The 17412-nt window shown below is 73.5% G+C and carries 16 protein-coding genes; all 16 read right to left on the bottom strand.

Features of this window, described 5'->3' with window-relative positions; translation table 11 throughout:
* Nucleotides 1-61 precede the first annotated feature (61 nt).
* The 16 genes from rpe to ABZ459_RS09320 all read right to left on the bottom strand — a co-directional run bounded on the left by rpe (nt 62) and on the right by ABZ459_RS09320 (nt 17405).
* Nucleotides 62-715, bottom strand: a complete 654-nt coding sequence (gene rpe, locus ABZ459_RS09395; protein WP_352353174.1) for a ribulose-phosphate 3-epimerase — start codon at nt 713-715, stop codon at nt 62-64.
* Between the two features lie 94 nt (nt 716-809).
* A complete protein-coding gene (locus ABZ459_RS09390) occupies nt 810-2324 on the bottom strand; it encodes a transcription antitermination factor NusB (protein ID WP_357967969.1) in 1515 nt (504 codons plus the stop codon).
* Nucleotides 2311-3240 carry a methionyl-tRNA formyltransferase gene (gene fmt / locus ABZ459_RS09385; RefSeq protein ID WP_357967966.1) on the bottom strand — a complete coding sequence of 310 codons (930 nt, stop codon included), beginning with the start codon at nt 3238-3240 and terminating at the stop codon, nt 2311-2313. Before fmt ends, ABZ459_RS09390 begins: the two co-directional genes overlap by 14 nt.
* A 2-nt stretch (nt 3241-3242) precedes the next feature.
* The gene (gene def / locus ABZ459_RS09380) at nt 3243-3791 is read right to left on the bottom strand and encodes a peptide deformylase (RefSeq protein ID WP_357967963.1); all 549 of its coding nucleotides are present in this window, start codon (nt 3789-3791) and stop codon (nt 3243-3245) included.
* A 38-nt stretch (nt 3792-3829) separates the two neighbouring features.
* Complete coding sequence (locus ABZ459_RS09375) at nt 3830-5176, bottom strand: hypothetical protein (protein WP_357967960.1); 1347 nt, start codon at nt 5174-5176, stop codon at nt 3830-3832.
* Between the two features lie 37 nt (nt 5177-5213).
* Nucleotides 5214-6683 (bottom strand): hypothetical protein, encoded by a 1470-nt coding sequence (locus ABZ459_RS09370; protein ID WP_357967957.1) that lies wholly within the window; start codon nt 6681-6683, stop codon nt 5214-5216.
* 49 nt (nt 6684-6732) lie between these two features.
* Complete coding sequence (locus ABZ459_RS09365) at nt 6733-9231, bottom strand: primosomal protein N' (protein ID WP_357967955.1); 2499 nt, start codon at nt 9229-9231, stop codon at nt 6733-6735.
* A gap of 630 nt (nt 9232-9861) precedes the next feature.
* Nucleotides 9862-11049, bottom strand: a complete 1188-nt coding sequence (gene metK, locus ABZ459_RS09360) for a methionine adenosyltransferase (protein WP_352322591.1) — start codon at nt 11047-11049, stop codon at nt 9862-9864.
* Nucleotides 11050-11201: 152 nt separating this feature from the next.
* Nucleotides 11202-11525 (bottom strand): hypothetical protein, encoded by a 324-nt coding sequence (locus tag ABZ459_RS09355; protein WP_352322592.1) that lies wholly within the window; start codon nt 11523-11525, stop codon nt 11202-11204.
* Nucleotides 11526-11650: 125 nt separating this feature from the next.
* Entirely contained in the window at nt 11651-12844 is a 1194-nt protein-coding gene (gene coaBC, locus ABZ459_RS09350) for a bifunctional phosphopantothenoylcysteine decarboxylase/phosphopantothenate--cysteine ligase CoaBC (RefSeq protein WP_352353182.1), read from the bottom strand.
* An 8-nt stretch (nt 12845-12852) separates the two neighbouring features.
* Complete coding sequence (gene rpoZ, locus ABZ459_RS09345; protein WP_043638590.1) at nt 12853-13122, bottom strand: DNA-directed RNA polymerase subunit omega; 270 nt, start codon at nt 13120-13122, stop codon at nt 12853-12855.
* A gap of 5 nt (nt 13123-13127) precedes the next feature.
* Complete coding sequence (gene gmk, locus ABZ459_RS09340; RefSeq protein ID WP_357968491.1) at nt 13128-13715, bottom strand: guanylate kinase; 588 nt, start codon at nt 13713-13715, stop codon at nt 13128-13130.
* A gap of 121 nt (nt 13716-13836) precedes the next feature.
* Complete coding sequence (gene mihF / locus ABZ459_RS09335) at nt 13837-14160, bottom strand: integration host factor, actinobacterial type (protein WP_020541698.1); 324 nt, start codon at nt 14158-14160, stop codon at nt 13837-13839.
* Between the two features lie 716 nt (nt 14161-14876).
* Nucleotides 14877-15575: an orotidine-5'-phosphate decarboxylase gene (pyrF, locus tag ABZ459_RS09330; RefSeq protein ID WP_357967951.1), complete on the bottom strand. Its 699-nt coding sequence runs from the start codon at nt 15573-15575 to the stop codon at nt 14877-14879.
* Nucleotides 15572-16549, bottom strand: a complete 978-nt coding sequence (locus tag ABZ459_RS09325; RefSeq protein ID WP_357967948.1) for a dihydroorotate dehydrogenase — start codon at nt 16547-16549, stop codon at nt 15572-15574. Before ABZ459_RS09325 ends, pyrF begins: the two co-directional genes overlap by 4 nt.
* On the bottom strand, nt 16539-17405 hold the full coding sequence (locus ABZ459_RS09320) for a dihydroorotate dehydrogenase electron transfer subunit (RefSeq protein WP_357968488.1): 867 nt from the start codon (nt 17403-17405) through the stop codon (nt 16539-16541). Before ABZ459_RS09320 ends, ABZ459_RS09325 begins: the two co-directional genes overlap by 11 nt.
* Nucleotides 17406-17412 lie beyond the last annotated feature (7 nt).

Genomic DNA, 17412 nt, shown 5'->3' with positions numbered 1-17412 from the left:
CACGCCCGTGGCGGGAAGGGTCAACGGTGGTGGGGAAAGGTCGGCGGATGGCGGGGGACGGTCAACGGGTGGCGGCGGCGCGGAGGGCGTCGATGGCCGCCACCGGGTCTGCGGCCCCGTAGACGGCGCTGCCGGCCACGAACACGTCGGCGCCCGCCTCCGCGCAGCGCTCGATCGTCTCGGCCGTCACACCCCCGTCGACCTGCAGCCAGACCGACCCGCCGTGCCGCTCGATCATCGCCCGCGCCGCCCGCACCTTCGGCAGCACCATGTCGAGGAACTTCTGCCCCCCGAACCCCGGCTCGACCGTCATCAGCAGCAGCATGTCGATCTCACCGAACAGCCCCTCGAACGGCTCCACCGCCGTGGCCGGATTGAGCGCGAGCCCCGCCCTGGCGCCGAGCGACCGGATCTCGCGCAGCGTCCGCACCGGCGCCTTGGACGCCTCCGCGTGGATGGTCACGCTGCCCGCCCCGGCCTCGGCGTACTGGGGGGCCCAGCGGTCGGGGTCGGCGATCATGAGGTGGCAGTCGAGGGGTGTCTGGGTGGCTTTGCGCAGGGACTCCACCACGGGCAGCCCGAGGGTGAGATTGGGCACGAAGTGGTAGTCCATGACATCCACGTGCAGCCAGTCGGCGTTCGGCACGGCGGCGGCCTCGTCGGCCAGCCGCGCGAAGTCGGCGGCGAGGATGCTGGGCGAGATCTGTACGGCCATGATGCGCCAGTCTATTGAACCGCCCGCTCCCCCTCGACGCCCCCTCCCACCGCCTCGCCCCCGCCACCACACGGGCACGCGGGCGAGGAGGCGGTCAGGGACGTTTGCGGAGGAGGGCGAGGAACATGGCGTCCGTACCGTGGCGGTGGGGCCAGAACTGCGCGTGCGGGCCGTCGCCGAGCCCGTCGACCTCAGGCAGGTAGTCGCGCGCGTCGAGCTGCTCCACGTCGTCCCTGCGGCCCATGACGTCGCCGACCACGACGCGCGTCTCGGCCAGGTGTGGCGAGCAGGTCACGTACGCCACCACCCCACCCGGGCGCACGGCGTCGAGGGCCGTGCCGAGCAGCCGCCGCTGCAACGCGCCCAGCTCGGCGATGCTGGCCGGGTCGCGCCGCCACCGGGCCTCCGGACGCCGCCGCAGCGCGCCCAGTCCCGTGCAGGGGGCGTCGAGCATGACCCGGTCGAACACCCCGGGCCGCCAGGCGGGTTCGGTGCCGTCGGCGGTGACGACCGAGGCGCTCCTGGTGGTCTGCCAGACCAGCCGCGCCCGGTGGTACTGCACGTCGGCGGCCAGCACCCGCGCCCCGCCGGGGAACGCCACCAGGCCGTCGCCCGCCGCACCACTGCCCGCCGCACCGCCGTCGCCCGCCGCCGGGCCGTCGCCTGTGCGGCGCTCGCCGTCGAGGCCGGCCAGGTCGCCGTACGTGGCGACGGCGTCGAGCAGGCCCGCCTTGCCGCCCGGCCCGGCGCACATGTCCAGCCAGAGCTCGTCCTCGCCGTCGAGCGGCACGCGGGTCAGGGCGAGCGCCACGAGCTGGCTGGCTTCGTCCTGGACGGCCGCGCGGGTCTCGGCCACGGCCTCGATCTGCCCGGGGTCGCCCTCGCGCAGGTAGGCCGCGTACGGCGAGTAACGGCCGGGCGCGGCACCGGCCTCGGCCAGCTCCGCCACCGAGCTGCGCCCCGGCCGGGCGACCAGCGTCACCAGCGGCCGGACGTTGTCGGCGTCGAGCAGATCGGCCAGCTCCCCGCCACCGCCCAGCGCGTCGCGGAAGGCCGAGACGATCCACCGGGGATGCCCGTAGGCGACGGCCAGATGGCCGACCGGGTCCTGGTCGGAGTCGGGCGCGACGATGGGGATCCAGTCCTCCAGCTCGCGCGAGCCGATCTTGCGCAGCACCGCGTTGACGAACTTGGCCGCGCCCTGCCCGATGCGCAGGCGTACGAGATCGACGGTGGTGCCGACGGCGGCGTGCGGCGGGACGCGCATGCGCAGGAGCTGGTGGGCCCCCAGCCGCAGGGCGTCGCGCACGGCCGGGTCGGGCGCGCGGTCGCTGCACATCTCGATGATGGCGTCGTAGGTGCCGAGGCCGCGCAGCGTGCCGTAGGCCAGCTCGGTGGCCAGCGCCGCGTCGCGCCCCCGGATGTCACGCTCGCGCAGCATTCGCGGCAGGAGCAGGTTGGCGTAGGCGTCGCGCTCGTCGACGGCCCGCAGGAGGTCGAAGGCGGCGTTGCGGGCGTGGTCGCGGGCCGGTCGGCGCGGACGGCCGGCGCCGCGCGGCTTGGTGCCCGTGGGCCCGCCCGGCAACCGCCGGGGATCACGCGAAGACATCGTCACCCGCAAGCCGGACGCCGCGCGCCCACTCGACGGCGCCCATCGCCCGCTTGCCCTGCGGCTGCACCTCGCCCAGCTCGACCGGGTCGGTGGCGGTGCCGACGAGCACGTGGCTCTTCGTGGCCAGGATCCGGCCGGGCGCGAGCCGGTCGGCCTGGACGGCGACCTTGGCCGGGCCGAGCTTCACCCGCTGGCCCCTGAACTCGCTCCATGCCCCCGGGCTGGGGGTGCAGGCGCGGATCAGGCGGTCGACCCGCATGGCGGGCTTGGACCAGTCGACCCGCGCGTCGGCGACGTTGATCTTGGGCGCGATCGTCACGCCGTCGAGCGGCTGGGGACGGGCCTCCAGCGCGCCGTCCTCGACGCCGTCGAGCGTGGCGGCCAGCAGGCCGGCGCCGGAGACCGACAGGCGTTCGAGGAGGGCGCCGCTGGTGTCGTGGGTCAGGATCTCCTCGGTGACGACCCCGTAGACCGGGCCCGCGTCGAGCTCCTTGACGATCTGGAACGTCGTCGCGCCGGTGATCTCGTCGCCGTGCAGCACCGCGTGCTGGACGGGCGCCGCCCCGCGCCAGGCGGGCAGGACCGAGAAGTGCAGGTTGATCCAGCCGTGACGGGGCACGTCGAGGGCCGACTGCGGCAACAGCGCGCCGAAGGCCACCACCGGGCAGCAGTCGGGCTCCAGCGCGCGCAGCGTGTCGAGGAAGGCGGGGTCGCCGACCTTGGCCGGGCGCAGCACCTCGATGCCGGCCTCCTCCGCGAGCTCGGCCACCGGCGAGGGGTGGACCTTGCGCCCCCGCCCTGACTGGGCGTCGGGACGGGTGATGACGGCCACGACCTCGTGCCGCGGTGAGTCGATCAGCATGCGCAGCGACGGCAGCGCCGTCTCGGGTGTGCCCGCGAAGACCAGCCGCATCGTCAGAGCGCCCTTCCGCCGGTGGCGTGCGGCGACATCTTGATCACGGGGGCGGACAGGCCGCTCCACTCGGCCTCGCGGATGGCCTTCATGGCCAGCTTGCGCTGCTTGGGGTCCATGCGGTCGATGAACAGGATGCCGTCGAGGTGGTCGGTCTCGTGCTGGAAGCAGCGGGCCATCAGGTCGGTGCCCTCCAGCGTGACCGGCTCACCGTGCATGTCGAAGCCCTTGGCCACGGCGCGGACGGCCCGCGGCGTCGGGTAGGACAGGCCGGGGAAGGACAGGCAGCCCTCCTCGCCCTCCTCGTCGAGGTCGGCGGACAGGTCGAGGTCGGGGTTGATGAGGTGGCCGAGCCGGTCGTCGACGTAGTAGGTGAACACCCGCAGGCCGACGCCGATCTGCGGGGCCGCCAGGCCCGCGCCCGGGGCGTCCATCATCGTGTCGGTGAGGTCCTTGACCAGCTTGCGCAGCTCCTTGTCGAAGTCGACGACCGGGGCCGCCGGGGTGCGCAGCACCGGATCTCCGAACAGCCGGATCGACTGGATCGCCAAGGGGCTCACTCCTGTTCTCGAACGTGGATCAGCCCAGTTTACCGGCGGTGGGCCGGCGGCCGGTCGTGGCGCAGGGAGCGGGCCTTCATGGCGGCCTTGCGCGCCGCCTTGGCCACCGCCCGGTCGTCGTGGGTGCCGGCGAGCATGTCGAGCACGGCCAGCGTGTCGGGGTGGCCGACCGCGGGCATCTCGCCGACGAGCTTGATCAGGTCTTCGCCCGGCTCGGGCATGTCGAGGCGGCCCGCGGCCGGGCCGGACAGGTGCATGAGCGCGGCGAGGTTGTCGACCGCGATCCAGGTGTGGTCCTCGGGGCTGAGCGGCGGGGCCTCCAGGTCGCGGATGTGCAGCCAGGAGGCGGCGTAGCGGCGCGTGAGCGGGTGGTCGAGCGCCTGCCGCACGGGCTGCTCGGCCTCGGGGCCCAGCTCCTCCAGGATGGCGCCGACCGCGCCGCGCTGCCCGGCGGTGCCGGAGGCGGCGATCTCGATCAGCTCGCGGGCGGCCGCCTCGGGGGGCCGCCGCTCCAGCCAGCCCGCCACGGCGCTCTGCGTGGCGGTGCCCTTCACCAGCGCCTCGACCAGCTCGGCGGCCGACAGGTCGGCGAAGACCTGCACCTCGGCGGCGGTGGGCGCGTCGTGGCCCTCGCGCAGCAGGTCGCGCCGGACGGCCCAGACCCCGAGCGGGGTGAGCGCCGTGCGCCCGGCCTCGGTCTGCTCCACCAGCCCGCAGTACGTCAGCAGCGAGACCGCCTCCAGCAGCTCGGCCGGCAGCGCGGCGGCCAGCCTGCGCATCTCGACCTGGCCCGGCGCGCAGGCGACCTCGTGCGACTGCAGGATACCCCTGGCCAGGTTGCCCACGGCGACGCCGGAGCGCACCGAGTAGATCGTGGCCAGCATCTCGGCCAAGTGGTCGTCGACCACGGAGGAGCCGGTCAGGCCCTCGTCGGCGCGGTCGAGGACGTCCATCACCACGCCGTCCCAGAACTCCAGCGTGGCCTCGACCGTGAGCTGCATCGACAGCGGGCCGCGCGAGGCCCGGCCGCCGAGGATGCGCAGCAGGCCGGTGTTGACCGCGACGATCCAGATCAGCGGCAGCCGGGACTCCTGGAGCCCCAGCTCTTCCGCGGCGGCCCTGGCGTCGGACTCGCCGAGCATGCCGTCGGCGCCCACCTCGCGGCTGCCCGTCCAGGCGGTCAGGCGGATGGCGTCGGCGACGAGCGGCACCGCGGGCACCGCGCGGGCCAGCTCGGCGTCGCTCGCCAGCAGGACGGGCGGGAAGGTCAGCGCCTCGTGCTCCACGGAGGTCTCCTCAGGTGGCCGTGGAGGCACGGCGGCCTGCTCATCGATCAGCTTGCGCAGCTCGGCGAGGTCGAAGACATTGTTTGCCACCCAGGAAACTTACTGCACAGCAGTCACAAGGGCGTACTCAACGGATGGCCCGGGAGCGCGCCTTGAACGCCGCCTTGCGCGCCGCCTTGGCCACCGTGTCGTCGGGGATGGAGCGTCCGAGCAGCTCCAGAACCTCGACGACGTCGGGGTGGTCGACCCGCCACATCTCCTCGATGAGATGGGCCGGCGGACCGGACGCCGCCATGTTCTCGGCGAAGATCTCCGGATCCTCCCGCGCGGCCGGCATCGCCAGGGCGAGCATGTCGACGCTGACCCAGAGCAGTTCGTCCTGGGTGAGCGGCGGCGCGCCCAGACCACGTGCGGCCAGCCAGTGTATGACGTGCGGGCGCAGCTCCTGGTCGTCGAGGTGGTCGCGCACCTGCGGCTCGGCCTCGGCGCCCAGCCGGTCGACGATGGTGATCGCGATGCCGCGGGCCACGGCGGGCGCGCCGGAGGCGGCGGTCAGCAGCTCGGCCGCGGCCTCCCCCGGCGCGCGGCCGGACAGCCAGCGGGTGATGTCCTGCTCGGCCAGCTCGGCGGGCAGCCCTTCGAGCAGCCCCTCGATGAGGCCGCGCGCGTCGGCCTCGCCCAGGTCGGGGGCGATCGGGGCGTCGAGGCCGAGCGAGAGGTAGTGCTCGCGCAGCCCCCAGACCGCCAGGGGCGTCAGCTCGGCCGCCTTGCCGTCGAGGCGGACCATGCCCCACCCGGCCAGCCGGTCGAGCGCCCCTGCCACGTCGATGCCGCCCTCGCCCGAGACCTCCTCCAGGTAGTCGGCGACGACCTGGAGCGGCACCGGCGCCTGGAGGCGGTAGAGCATGTCGAACAGGTCGTAGAGGCCCTCGTCGAGCTCGGCGTGGCCGGTGATCTCGCCGCCGGTGTCGTCCTCCAGCAGGCGGGCCACGGTCTCGGCCCAGGCGCCCAGCGGCTCGCCGTCGCCCGGTGGCGGGCCGCCGGCCAGCTTCGGAACGGTCCGCAGCGCCTCGGCCAGCTCCTCCTCCGAGGCCAGCCGGACGGCGGGCAGCGGGGTGCAGCCCGGACAGTCGCAGGGCGCCTCGCCCAGGTCGGGCAGCTCCCCGGACGGGATCGGCACCGCCTGTTCGAGCGATTCGGGCCCGATCGAGCTGAACAGGCTCTTGGCCATGCCGAAGTTGGCCGGGTCGGCCAGGGCCTCGGGCATGCGGGGGCCGATGTCGTCGAGCCGGGCCCGCATGCCGGCCACGGTGGCCGGGCTGACGTGGCCGGCCTCGCCGAGGTAGTCCACCAGAGTGCGGGCGGCCGCCACGGTCTCGGGCGCGCTCTCCGGCGGCGCGATCACCTTGCGCGGGTAGATGGACAGCAGCAGCTCGTCGAAGGTCTCCGGCGTGAAGTCGCGCAGTTCGTTGACGTTGAGATAGTCGCTGGCGTAGTCGCAGAGCAGGCGGACCTCGTCCGCGTCCACTTCGACTTCCCGCGCGCGCCCCCATGCGCGCAGGTCGTCGATGGCCTGGTTCACCCATTCGATCGACACAGGGGCACGCTAACGGCTGACCAACAGATGAGCGAATCGGGGAAACGGTCTAAATCAGGTCGAGTGGGTCGACACTCACCCTCACGACATCTGGTGTCTTACGCGCCGCACGCACCCCACTGGCCCCCTTGAGCGCGGCCGACAACGCCGCCCCGCCGCCGCGCCGTACCCGGATCATGGCCCGTTCGAGGCCCGACTCGTCCACCGGGACGGGGCCGAGCACCTGGGCGTCCGGCGGCAGGCGCACCTCGTCGAGCATCTGCCGGACGGCGCTCGCCGAACCCGTCAGCGTCGCCATCCGCACCGCGGGCGGGAACCCCAGCTCGGCCCGGTCGCCCAGTTCGCGCTCGGCGTGCGTGATCGGGTCCCACCGCAGCAGCGCCTGCACGGCCGGCAGCCCGGCGTCCCCGAGCACCACCAGCTCGGCGGACGGCCGCAGCAGCGCGGCGGCGTTCATCCACCGGCGCAGCGTCTCCTCCCCCGCCCGCAGGTCGGCCCGGCCGAGCAGCGCCCATCCGTCGAGCAGCACGGCCGCCGCGTAGCCGCCCTCGGCCACCGGCTCGGCGCCGGGCGTGGCGACCACGAGGGCGCGCGCGGCCGGCACACCGGCCAGCACGCCGTCGCGGCCCGAGGTGCGCACCTGCACCGACGGGAAGGCCCGGCCCAGCTCTTCGGCGGTGCGCCTGGCGCCGGTGACGACCGCACGCAACCGGGGGCTGCCGCAGGACGGGCACCGCCAGTCGGCGTCGACCCGGCCGCACCAGCGGCAGTAGGGGGCGGCGTGCCCGGCCCTGAGCGCGAGCGGCCCGTGGCACTGCGACTCCCCGCTCCCGTGTCCTTCCGGCGTCGCGCCCGGTGCGTCCGTGGCGGTGGCCAGGGTCCCGGCCTCCGGCTCCGCCTCGGCGCGTGCTCCCGCCTCGACCAGGGCCGGCGGTGCGGCCAGGTGCGGGGCGACTCTGGTGGGCGGCAGGACGCAGCGCGCCGGGGCACGGCAGTGGCGGCAGGCCAGCGCCGGCAGGTAACCGCGTCTGGGCACCTGCACCAGCACCGGCCCGCTCTCCAGCCCCTGGCGCAGCGCCCGCCAGGCCAGGCTGGGCAGCCTCGCCTGCCGGGCCGCCTGGTCCTTGGCCAGCTCGGCGTCCTCACCGGCGGGACGCACCCGCGGGGCCAAACTCCTGATCATGGTGCGGGCGGCCACGATCGGCCTGGCCCAGCGCGCCGCGATGAGCTGGGTGGCCTCGGCCGTACGCGCGTAGCCGCCGATCAGCATGGCCGCGCCCGTCCGGTGGGCGCGCAGGCCGAGGACCTCCCTGGCGTGGGGGTAGGGGGCCAGGCGTTCGGCGTGCAGGTCGTCGCCGTCGTCCCAGATGGCCACCAGGCCGAGCTCCGCGACGGGGGCGAACATGGCGGCCCGGGTGCCCACGACGGCGCGCACCTGGCCTCTGAGGACCTTCAGCCATCGCCTGTACCGCTCGGCCGGTCCGAGGTCGGCCGTGAGCGCCACGTGCCTGCCGGGGCCGAGCAGCCGCTCGAACTCGGCGTCCGCCAGCGCGACGTCCTTGCCGTCGGGCACCACGAGGACCGCTCCCCGCCCGCCGTCGAGGGTGGCGAGCACCGCCTCCGCCATGGCCCCGGCCCATCCCGTGGCGCCGGGCAGCGCCGACCACACGGCCCGGGGGGCGCGGCCGTGGCGCAGCGCGTCCAGGAACGAGGGGCCGGTCGGGTAGGCGTCCCAGGCGCTCTTGCGGCCCTCTGCCGCCCGCTCGGGGGCGTCCCCGTTCACGTGGGCCGGACCGGCCGCCGCCCGGCCGTCCGCGCGGGTCGCCGCCTGCCGGGCGCCGTCCTGCTCGGCCAGCTCGTTCACCGGAGGCGACGCCGCGGGCTCCGGCACCCGTCCCGGGAAGGACGAGCCCGCCACGCCCTGCGCTCCCCCGTCCTCAGCAGGCGCGCCCGGAGCGACCTGCGCGACCGCGACGGCGGGAGACCCGCTCCCGCCGGCGTGGGTCACGGCAGGAGATTCGCTGCCAACGGCCGGCGCCACGGTGGCGGAAGCACTCTGCGCCGCCTCGCCGGAGGGGGCGGGCGGCGGGGCCGGGTCAGCGGGGGGCGGGACCTCGGCCTCGGCCTTGGCGTGGCGTGGCGGAACGGCCAGGCGCAGCACGTCGGTGAGGGTGCCGGCGTAACGGTCGGCCACCGCCCGCGCCAGACCGGCGATCTCCGGCGTGAGCACCTGCTCGGGAGAGACCACCCGTTCGAGCGGCGTCAGCTTGCCCTCGTGATCGCTCTCGTCCACCCGCTCCAGCAGGAACGCGTCGATCAGCTTGCCCGCGAACCGCACCCGCACCCGCACCCCCGGCCGGGCCGCCTCGTGCATGGCGGCGGGCACCAGGTAGTCGAAGGGCCGGTCGAGGTGCGGCAGCGGGCTGTCGACGACCACCCGCGCCACGGGCCGCTCGGGCGCCGCGACCACCGCCCCCTTGGTGTCCTTGGACGACGCAGGAGGCCGCACGGCGTCGAGCGGCAGGAGGGCGTCGTCGGAGTGGGTCACGCACTAACGTCTACCAGACCCCGCGCCCCGCCATCCCCACACCACCGGCGCACGGCCCCGCATCACCCCGGCGACCGGCCCCCACCGGCCACCCGAGCAGCCCACCAGCCCGAACGCCCCGGACAACGCCCACCACACGAACCCCTCGGAGATCACCCAAGGGGGCCTGCCGCACGCCAAGGCGCTCCCCGCCAGGAACACCGCCCCCGCGGGCCGACAGCGCACAGGACGGGCCAAGCACGCAGAACCGCGCCCACCGACGGCCACGACCTCGCGAAGGCGGACCAGCCCACCTCACCGAAGAAGCGAGGCCCCCACCAGAAGCCGCCTTCCCCTCGCCCCACACCGACCACCGCCGACGAACCCTGACGCCCGCCCACCGGCTCCGACGCCCAAGGAACCAGCCCGGCATCGCCCCCGAGCCCCAGGCGCGACGGAAGAGCAAGTCAGCCCGACAGTCGCCGGCGAGCCCGGGACCCCAAGAGATCAGCCGACAGTCGCCGGCGAGCCTGGGACCCCCGAGAGATCAGCCCAACGCCCGCACCGAACCACCCTAGCCGACGACAAGTGCCGCACCCGACCCTCAACGGGCCGGATGCGGCACCTGCAAGAAACCGGAGACCGGGTAGGTCAGAGACCGGCAGCCGTCCGAAGAGCCTCGGCGCGGTCGGTGGACTCCCAGGAGAAGCCCTCACGGCCGAAGTGCCCGTAGGCGGCGGTCTCGGAGTAGATCGGGCGCAGCAGGTCGAGGTCGCGGATGATCGCGGCCGGACGCAGGTCGAAGACCCGCAGCACGGCGGCCTGGATCTGCTCCACCGGCAGCTTCTCGGTGCCGAAGCACTCGACGAACAGACCCACCGGCTGCGCCTTGCCGATCGCGTACGCGACCTGCACCTCGCACCGATCGGCCAGCCCGGCCGCGACGACGTTCTTGGCCACCCAGCGCATCGCGTAGGCCGCCGAGCGGTCGACCTTGGACGGGTCCTTGCCCGAGAACGCGCCGCCGCCGTGGCGTGCCATGCCGCCGTAGGTGTCGATGATGATCTTGCGGCCGGTCAGGCCGGCGTCGCCCATCGGGCCGCCGATCTCGAAGCGGCCGGTCGGGTTGACCAGCAGCCGGTAGCCCTCGGTCTCGATCTCCAGCCCGTCGAGCACGGGGTCGACCACGTGCTCCTTGATGTCGGGGGCGAGCATCTCCTTGAGGTCGATCTCGGCCGCGTGCTGGGTGGAGACGACCACGGTGTCGAGGCGTACGGGCTTGTCGCCGTCGTACTCGATGGTGACCTGGGTCTTGCCGTCGGGGCGCAGGTAGGGAACCTTGCCGGTCTTGCGGACCTCGGACAGGCGCTGGGCGAGCCGGTGCGCGAGCGTGATCGGCAGCGGCATCAGCTCCGGCGTCTCGCGGCAGGCGTAGCCGAACATCAGGCCCTGGTCGCCGGCGCCCTGGCGGTCGAGCTCGTCGGCGTCGCCGCCCACGCGGTGCTCGTAGGCGTCGTCGACACCCTGGGCGATGTCGGGCGACTGCGCGCCGATGGACACCGACACGCCGCAGGAGGCGCCGTCGAAGCCCTTGTGGGAAGCGTCGTAGCCGATCTCCAGGATCTTCTCCCGGATGACGCCGGGGATGTCGACGTAGGTCTCGGTCGTGACCTCGCCTGCGACATGGACCTGGCCGGTAGTGATCAGCGTCTCGACGGCGACCCGGCTCTTGGGGTCGTCCTTGAGCATGGCGTCGAGAATCGCGTCACTGATCTGGTCGGCGATCTTGTCCGGGTGGCCTTCGGTGACCGACTCGGAGGTGAACAGGCGACGTGACAACTCAGTGGCTCCTCATGCAGCGGCTGCTGACGGATGTTGGGCCCGGGACGGAAGAACACGCCAGGGCCTCGCCGAAGTCTAGCCCCACCCGGCGTCCGGTCGCGAAACCGTCCGGTGTCCGTGTCCGGTCACGTGTCCGGCCACGTCTCCGGTCACAGGTCGGGAAGGGGATCCGGCGGCAGCGTCTCCGGTGCGAAGACCTCGGCGTCGGCGGCGGACACCACCGCCGCGTACTCCTCGTCGAACTCGAACACGGTGTTGCCGAGCTCGATGAACGGACCGGGCAGGATCGGGCCGAGCCTGGTGTGCCGCGGGTACGTGGCGAACACCGCGACCGGCCGGTCGCTCCTGAGGGTCCTGGTGGTGAGCACCGAGACGGACGAATCGGTGACGACGATGAGGAAGTGGCCCGTTCCCGTCGGCCCCACGGACAACGCGGGGAAGACGTAACGGATACCTCCCTGATCTTCCAGCAATCTCCTGCAACGATCCCTGACAGCGGAACCCACCGGCATTCCGTCCCCCTTTGCCCCCAAGTATCGGTAGGCGTCCGGGGTGCCGCAACTGGCGATCAGGTAATCGTTCTTGCGCGAAACGCGCGTCAGGACAGGCGGGGCGCGACCAGGTCCCAGACGGCGTCGGCGACGTCGTCCTTGGGGCCGCGCGGCACCTCGACCGGCTCGCCGCCGGCGACGAGGACGGTGGCGGCGTTGTCGGGCGTGCCGAACGCCAGCCCCTCCCCCACCTGGTTGACGACCAGCAGGTCGCAGCCCTTCCTGGCCAGCTTGGCCTGCCCGTTGGCGAGCACGTCGTCGGTCTCGGCCGCGAACCCGACGATCACCCGGGGACCCGCGCCGCCCTCGCGCCGCAGCCGGCCCAGCTCGGCCAGGATGTCGGGGTTCTTCGTCAGGTGGATGGGGTCGGGCTCGCCGTCGGTCTTCTTGATCTTCGTCTCGTGCCGGGACGCCGGGCGGAAGTCGGCCACCGCGGCCGCCATGACGACGGCGTCGGCCTTCTCCGTGGCGGCCAGCACCGCCTCGCGCAGCTCGGCCGTGGACCCCACCCGCACCACGGCGGCCCCCGCGGGATCGGGGAGTGCGACGTTGGCCGCCACGAGGGTCACCTCGGCGCCGCGCGCGACCGCCGTGCGGGCCAGGGCGTACCCCTGGAGGCCGGACGAGCGGTTGCCGATGTAGCGCACCGGGTCGATCGCCTCGCGGGTGCCCCCGGCGGAGATCACCACCTTGCGCCCGGCCAGGTCGCGCGGCCTGCCGCGCAGCACGCGCAGGCAGACCTGGAAGATCTCGGCGGGGTCGGGCAGGCGGCCGGGGCCGGTGTCGGCGCCGGTGAGGCGCCCCACGGCCGGGTCGATGACGACGGCCCCACGCTCGCGCAGGGTCGCGACGTTGGCGCGGGTGGCCGGATGTTGCCACATCTCGGTGTGCATGGCCGGGGCGAACACGACCGGGCAGCGCGCCGTCAGCAGCGTGTTGGTCAGCAGGTCGTCGGCGAGCCCGTGGGCCGCCTTGGCCAGGGTGTTGGCGGTCGCCGGCGCCACCACGACGAGATCGGCGCGCTGGCCGATGCGGACGTGGGGCACCTCGTGAACGTCGTCCCAGACGTCGGCGGTCACGGGGTTGCCCGACAGGGCGGCCCACGTGGGCTCGCCCACGAAACGCAGGACCTCGCGGGTCGGCACGACCCGCACCTCGTGACCTGACTCGGTGAACAGCCGCAGCAGCTCACATGCCTTGTACGCGGCGATGCCGCCGCTGACGCCGAGGACGACCTTCATCGAAGGGGTCAGACCGCGCCTTCGATGGGCTCGGCGTTGAGCAGGCCCTCGGAGACCTCGCGCAGCGCGATGGACAGCGGCTTCTCCTGAGCGTGCGTCTCGACCAGCGGCCCGACGTATTCCAGCAGGCCCTCGCCGAGCTGGGAGTAGTAGGCGTTGATCTGGCGGGCGCGCTTGGCGCCCATGATCACCAGGGAGTACTTGCTGTCGACGATGTCGAGCAGCGCGTCGATCGGCGGGTTGGTGATGCCCTCCGCGGCCGGGGTGGTGCCTGCCACGATTGTCAGACCTCTCGGTTGATGGTGGTGGTGACCCCCTGAGGGTCAGTCATCAAGGCTATCAGCCGGTGGCACACTTCATGGACACTCGTGTTCACCAGCGTGAGGTCGAACTCCGACTCGGCCGCCATCTCGACCCGCCCGGCCTGCAGCCGGCGCTCGATGACGTCCTCCGGCTCGGTGCCGCGGCCGCGCAGCCGCTTCTCCAGCTCCTCCCACGTCGGGGGGGCCAGGAACACCAGCAGGGCGTCCGGCATGGTGGTGCGCACCTGCCTGGCGCCTTCCAGGTCGATCTCCAGGACGGTCGGCACGCCCTGGGCGAGCTTGTCCAGCACCGGCTCGCGCGGGGTGCCGTAGCGGTTGCCCGCGAACTCGGCCCACTCCAGCAGCTCGCCGGCCTCGACCAGCCGGTCGAACTCCTCGCCGTCGACGAAGAAGTAGTGGACCCCGTTGACCTCGCCGGGACGGGGCCTCCTGGTGGTCACCGAGACCGACAGCCACACCTCGGGGTGTGCCCGCCGGAGCTCGGCGACGACCGTGGACTTGCCGACGCCCGACGGCCCTGACAGGACCGTCAGACGCCTCCTGCTCAGGGGGAGGAAGCCGACCTTCGCTCCCGATCCGACTGCCTCGTGGGCCCTTGCTTCGCCGGACCAGGACCTGTCGGTCACTTCCTACCCCCCGTTGAACCTGCGCTTTCTTGTGGAACAGAGATTAGCTCTCGTTGCCACCGAACTCGCGCTCGAGGGAAGCCCTCTGGTTCGCGCCGAGACCCCGCACGCGGCGGGACTCGGCGATGGCAAGCCGCTCCATGAGCTGCTTGGCGCGGACCTTGCCCACGCCGGGGAGCGATTCCAACAGGGCCGACACCTTCATCTTGCCGATGACGTCGTCGGTCTGCCCATCCTTGAGCACCTCAGCCAGAGAAACCGCGCCATGCTTGAGCCGGTTCTTGACCTCGGCACGCTCTTTACGGGCCTTGGCAGCCTTCTCAAGGGCTGCGGCGCGCTGCTCAGGGGTCAGGGGAGGAAGAGCCACGCCGGGTCACCTCGAATTTCTGTCGATGTACTCGGACGGGAAGGGAAACTAGCTGGTCATCGCCCCCTAAGCAACGTCAAGAGCGGTTTCTCTCCTCACAAAATCCACTTCATCACTGTCCGTGAGCGTAAAATTACACACTGCTGATCAAATCGCCCTCACTTCCCGCTTCGCGGGTCCGCCCCAGACGGCGTCCCGGAGCAGGGCGAAGATCGCCCGCGCGGCCCCGGACGATGTCCGAAACCAGGGCCGGACCAGGACCGAAACCAGAATCGCGAAGCGTGCGCGAACGTCCGGCGGATGCATTACGATCTTGTGAGCGAGGGCTGCGCGAACGGTCCGGCGACACCTGCCGCCATGCCCACGCCCGCACGGAGAAGAACACCTCCGCGCACGCGAAGAGTTTGTCCCCGCCCGCGGAGAAGAACACCTCCGCCGCATGCCGGAAGCGTCTCTGCCCGCGCGGAGAAGCTCACCTTCGCGCGTGCCGGAAGCGCGCCTCCGCCCACGCGGACAGGCGCATCTCCGCGTACGCACGGCGCGTGTCCCGCCCATGCGGGCAGGCTCACCTCCGCGCGCCCCAGAAGCCGGCCTCGGCCCGCGCGGGAAGGCACGTCTCCACGCGCGGAGAACCTGCCCCCGCCTCCCGCGGGCCGCAGACGGGCGCCCGAGGGGGGTGCCCCGGGCGCGGGTTCAGGCAACGGTCGTGCGGCGGTTCAGGAGGCGGTCGTGCGGCGCAGTGAGGCGGCGATGGCGGCGGCGGCCGCTCCCGGGTCCGCCGCGCCCGTGATCGGACGGCCGATGACCAGCAGGTCGGCGCCGTCGGCCAGCGCCTGCTCGGGCGTCGCCACGCGCACCTGGTCCTGGACGTCGGCCCCCTGGGGGCGCACGCCCGGCGTGATGAGGGTGATGCCGGGCCCCACCTCGGCCCGCACCGCCGCGACCTCGTTGGGCGAGCACACCAGCGCCGTGGCCCCGGCCTCGACCGACAGGGCCGCCAGGCGGCGCACGGCCTCGTCGGCCGGTCCGGCCAGGCCCATGCGGTCGAGGTCGGACTCGTTCAGCGAGGTGAGGATCGTCACAGCGGCGATCTTGGTCTGCGGGGCGGACTCGACCGCGGCCCGGATCATGGCCGCGCCGCCGGCCGCGTGCACGGTCAGGATGGCCGGACGCAGGCGGGCGACGGCCTTGGCGGCGCCCGCGACGGTGTTGGGGATGTCGTGCAGCTTGAGGTCGAGGAAGATCTGGACGCCGCTGGCGCCGCGCACGGAGGCGATCACGTCGGGGCCGTAGCGCAGGTACAGCTCCAGGCCCACCTTGATGGTGCTGACGTGCGGCGTCACCAGGCTCGCCCACCTGGCGGCGGTCTCCAGGTCGGGGGCGTCGAGGGCGACGGCGATGGGTGCGGGCGTCAAGGGGAGCTCTCCTCGGAGTCGACTGGAAGGTGCCGGGGAGCGCTCCCCGGCGGCCGGTGGGCCAGGCCGACGGCGTCGGCGAGGCGTTGGAAGCCGCGTGCCCGCAGCAGGTCCTCAAGCTCGCGCTCGATGCGCAGGCACGCGTAGGGGTCGTGGAACAGCGCGGTGCCCACCCCGACCAGGCAGGCGCCCGCCAGGATGAGCTGGAAGGCGTCCCTGCCGGTCATCACGCCGCCCATGCCGATCAGCGGCACCCCGGGCAGGGCCGCGTGCACCTGCCACACGCACCGGACGGCCAGGGGCAGGATGGCGGGCCCCGACAGCCCTCCGGTGACGGCGGCCAGCGACGGGCGCAGCGCCTCGGTGTCGATGGCCATGCCGAGCGGGTTGTTGATCATGGACAGGGCGTCCGCCCCGGCGTCCACGCAGGCGCGCGCGACCGAGACGATGTCGGCCACGTCGGGCGCCAGCTTGGCCACCACGGGGACGTCGTAGCGCATGATGGAGCGCACCGAGGCGATCACCTCGGCCGCGGCGCTGCCCTCGCGCGCGAAGACACGCCCCCTGTCCTCCATGTTCGGGCAAGAAAGGTTGACCTCCAGCGCGGTCACGCCGGGCGCGTCGGCGAGCCTGCGGGCCAGCTCGGAGTATTCGGCGACGGTGCCGCCGCCGATCGAGACGATGGTCTTGATGCCGCGCTGGGCCAGCCAGGGCAGCTCGCGCTCCAGGAACGCCTCGATGCCCGGCCCCTGGAGCCCGACGGCGTTGAGCATGCCGGAGGGCGTCTCGGCCATGCGCGGCGTCGGCCGGCCCGCCCGGGGGGCCATGGTGATGGACCGGGTGGTCAGCGCGCCGAGCCGGTGGAGGTCGAAGAACTGGGCGAGCTCGCGTCCGGAGCCCGCGCAGCCGGCGGCCGTGGTGACGGGGTTCGCCAGCTCGACGTGCGCCAGAAACGTACGCATATCAACTGACATGTCGTGCACCGCCTCCGGGGGCGCCGAGCGCGTCGAACGGGATCGTTCCCACGTCCTCGAAGCGCACCCGCTCCCCCCGGAACACCGGTCCCTCCGCGCACGCGCGGACCATCCTGGTCGCGCCGTCGTCGCCGATGACGGGGATGACGCACGTCATGCACACCCCGATGCCGCAGGCCATCGACTCCTCGACGGCCACCTGCACCGGGATGTCGAACTCCATCGCCACCGCCGTCACCGCCCGCAGCGCCGGCATGGGCGCGCAGGCGTAGACGGCGTCGGCCCGGGTGTCGGCGATCACCGAGGGCAGCGCGTCGGTGACCTTGCCGCGCAGGCCGAGCGAGCCGTCCTCGGTGGTCAGGGTCGTCGTCTCGGCGATGCGGCGGGCCCGCATGGCGCCGAAGACGCGGTCGGCCCCGGCGCCGCCGAGCACGAAGTCGACCCGGCAGCCGCGCGCCAGCAGCGCGTCGGCCAGCGGGAACAGCACGGCCGAGCCGTACTCGGCGCCGACCAGCACGCAGTTGACCGGGTCGCGCGGCAGCGGGAAGGGCCGGCCGAGCGGCCCGACCAGGTCGAGCGTGTCGCGGGCGCGCCGCTCGGCCAGCCAGGACGTGCCCGGCCCGGCGGCGGTGAAGACGAGCTCGACCGTGCCGCCGTAGTCGGACTTGACGTCATGGATGGACAGCGCGCGGCGCGTCACCATCGACGTGTGGGCCCCGCCGACCGCCACGGAGACGAAGTGGCCGGGACGGTAACGCTCGGCGATGCCGGGCGCCACCACCGTGAGCGCATGGTAGGCGTCGACCCGGCGCGTCGTCAGCACCGTGCCCGTCACCTGCACAGGTGTGCCGGCCAGTCGTCTT

It is taken from the genome of Nonomuraea sp. NPDC005692 (assembly GCF_040631115.1).
Classification (GTDB): Bacteria; Actinomycetota; Actinomycetes; order Streptosporangiales; family Streptosporangiaceae; genus Nonomuraea.
This window is presented reverse-complemented; position numbering and strand designations above follow the sequence as displayed.

Coding starts and splice junctions, on each gene's coding strand:
- ABZ459_RS09390 (WP_357967969.1), bottom strand. CDS start 2,324: ATGTCTTCGCGTGATCCCCGGCGGTTGCCGGGCGGGCCCACGGGCACC.
- rpe (WP_352353174.1), bottom strand. CDS start 715: ATGGCCGTACAGATCTCGCCCAGCATCCTCGCCGCCGACTTCGCGCGG.
- fmt (WP_357967966.1), bottom strand. CDS start 3,240: ATGCGGCTGGTCTTCGCGGGCACACCCGAGACGGCGCTGCCGTCGCTG.
- coaBC (WP_352353182.1), bottom strand. CDS start 12,844: ATGAAGGTCGTCCTCGGCGTCAGCGGCGGCATCGCCGCGTACAAGGCA.
- ABZ459_RS09325 (WP_357967948.1), bottom strand. CDS start 16,549: ATGTCAGTTGATATGCGTACGTTTCTGGCGCACGTCGAGCTGGCGAAC.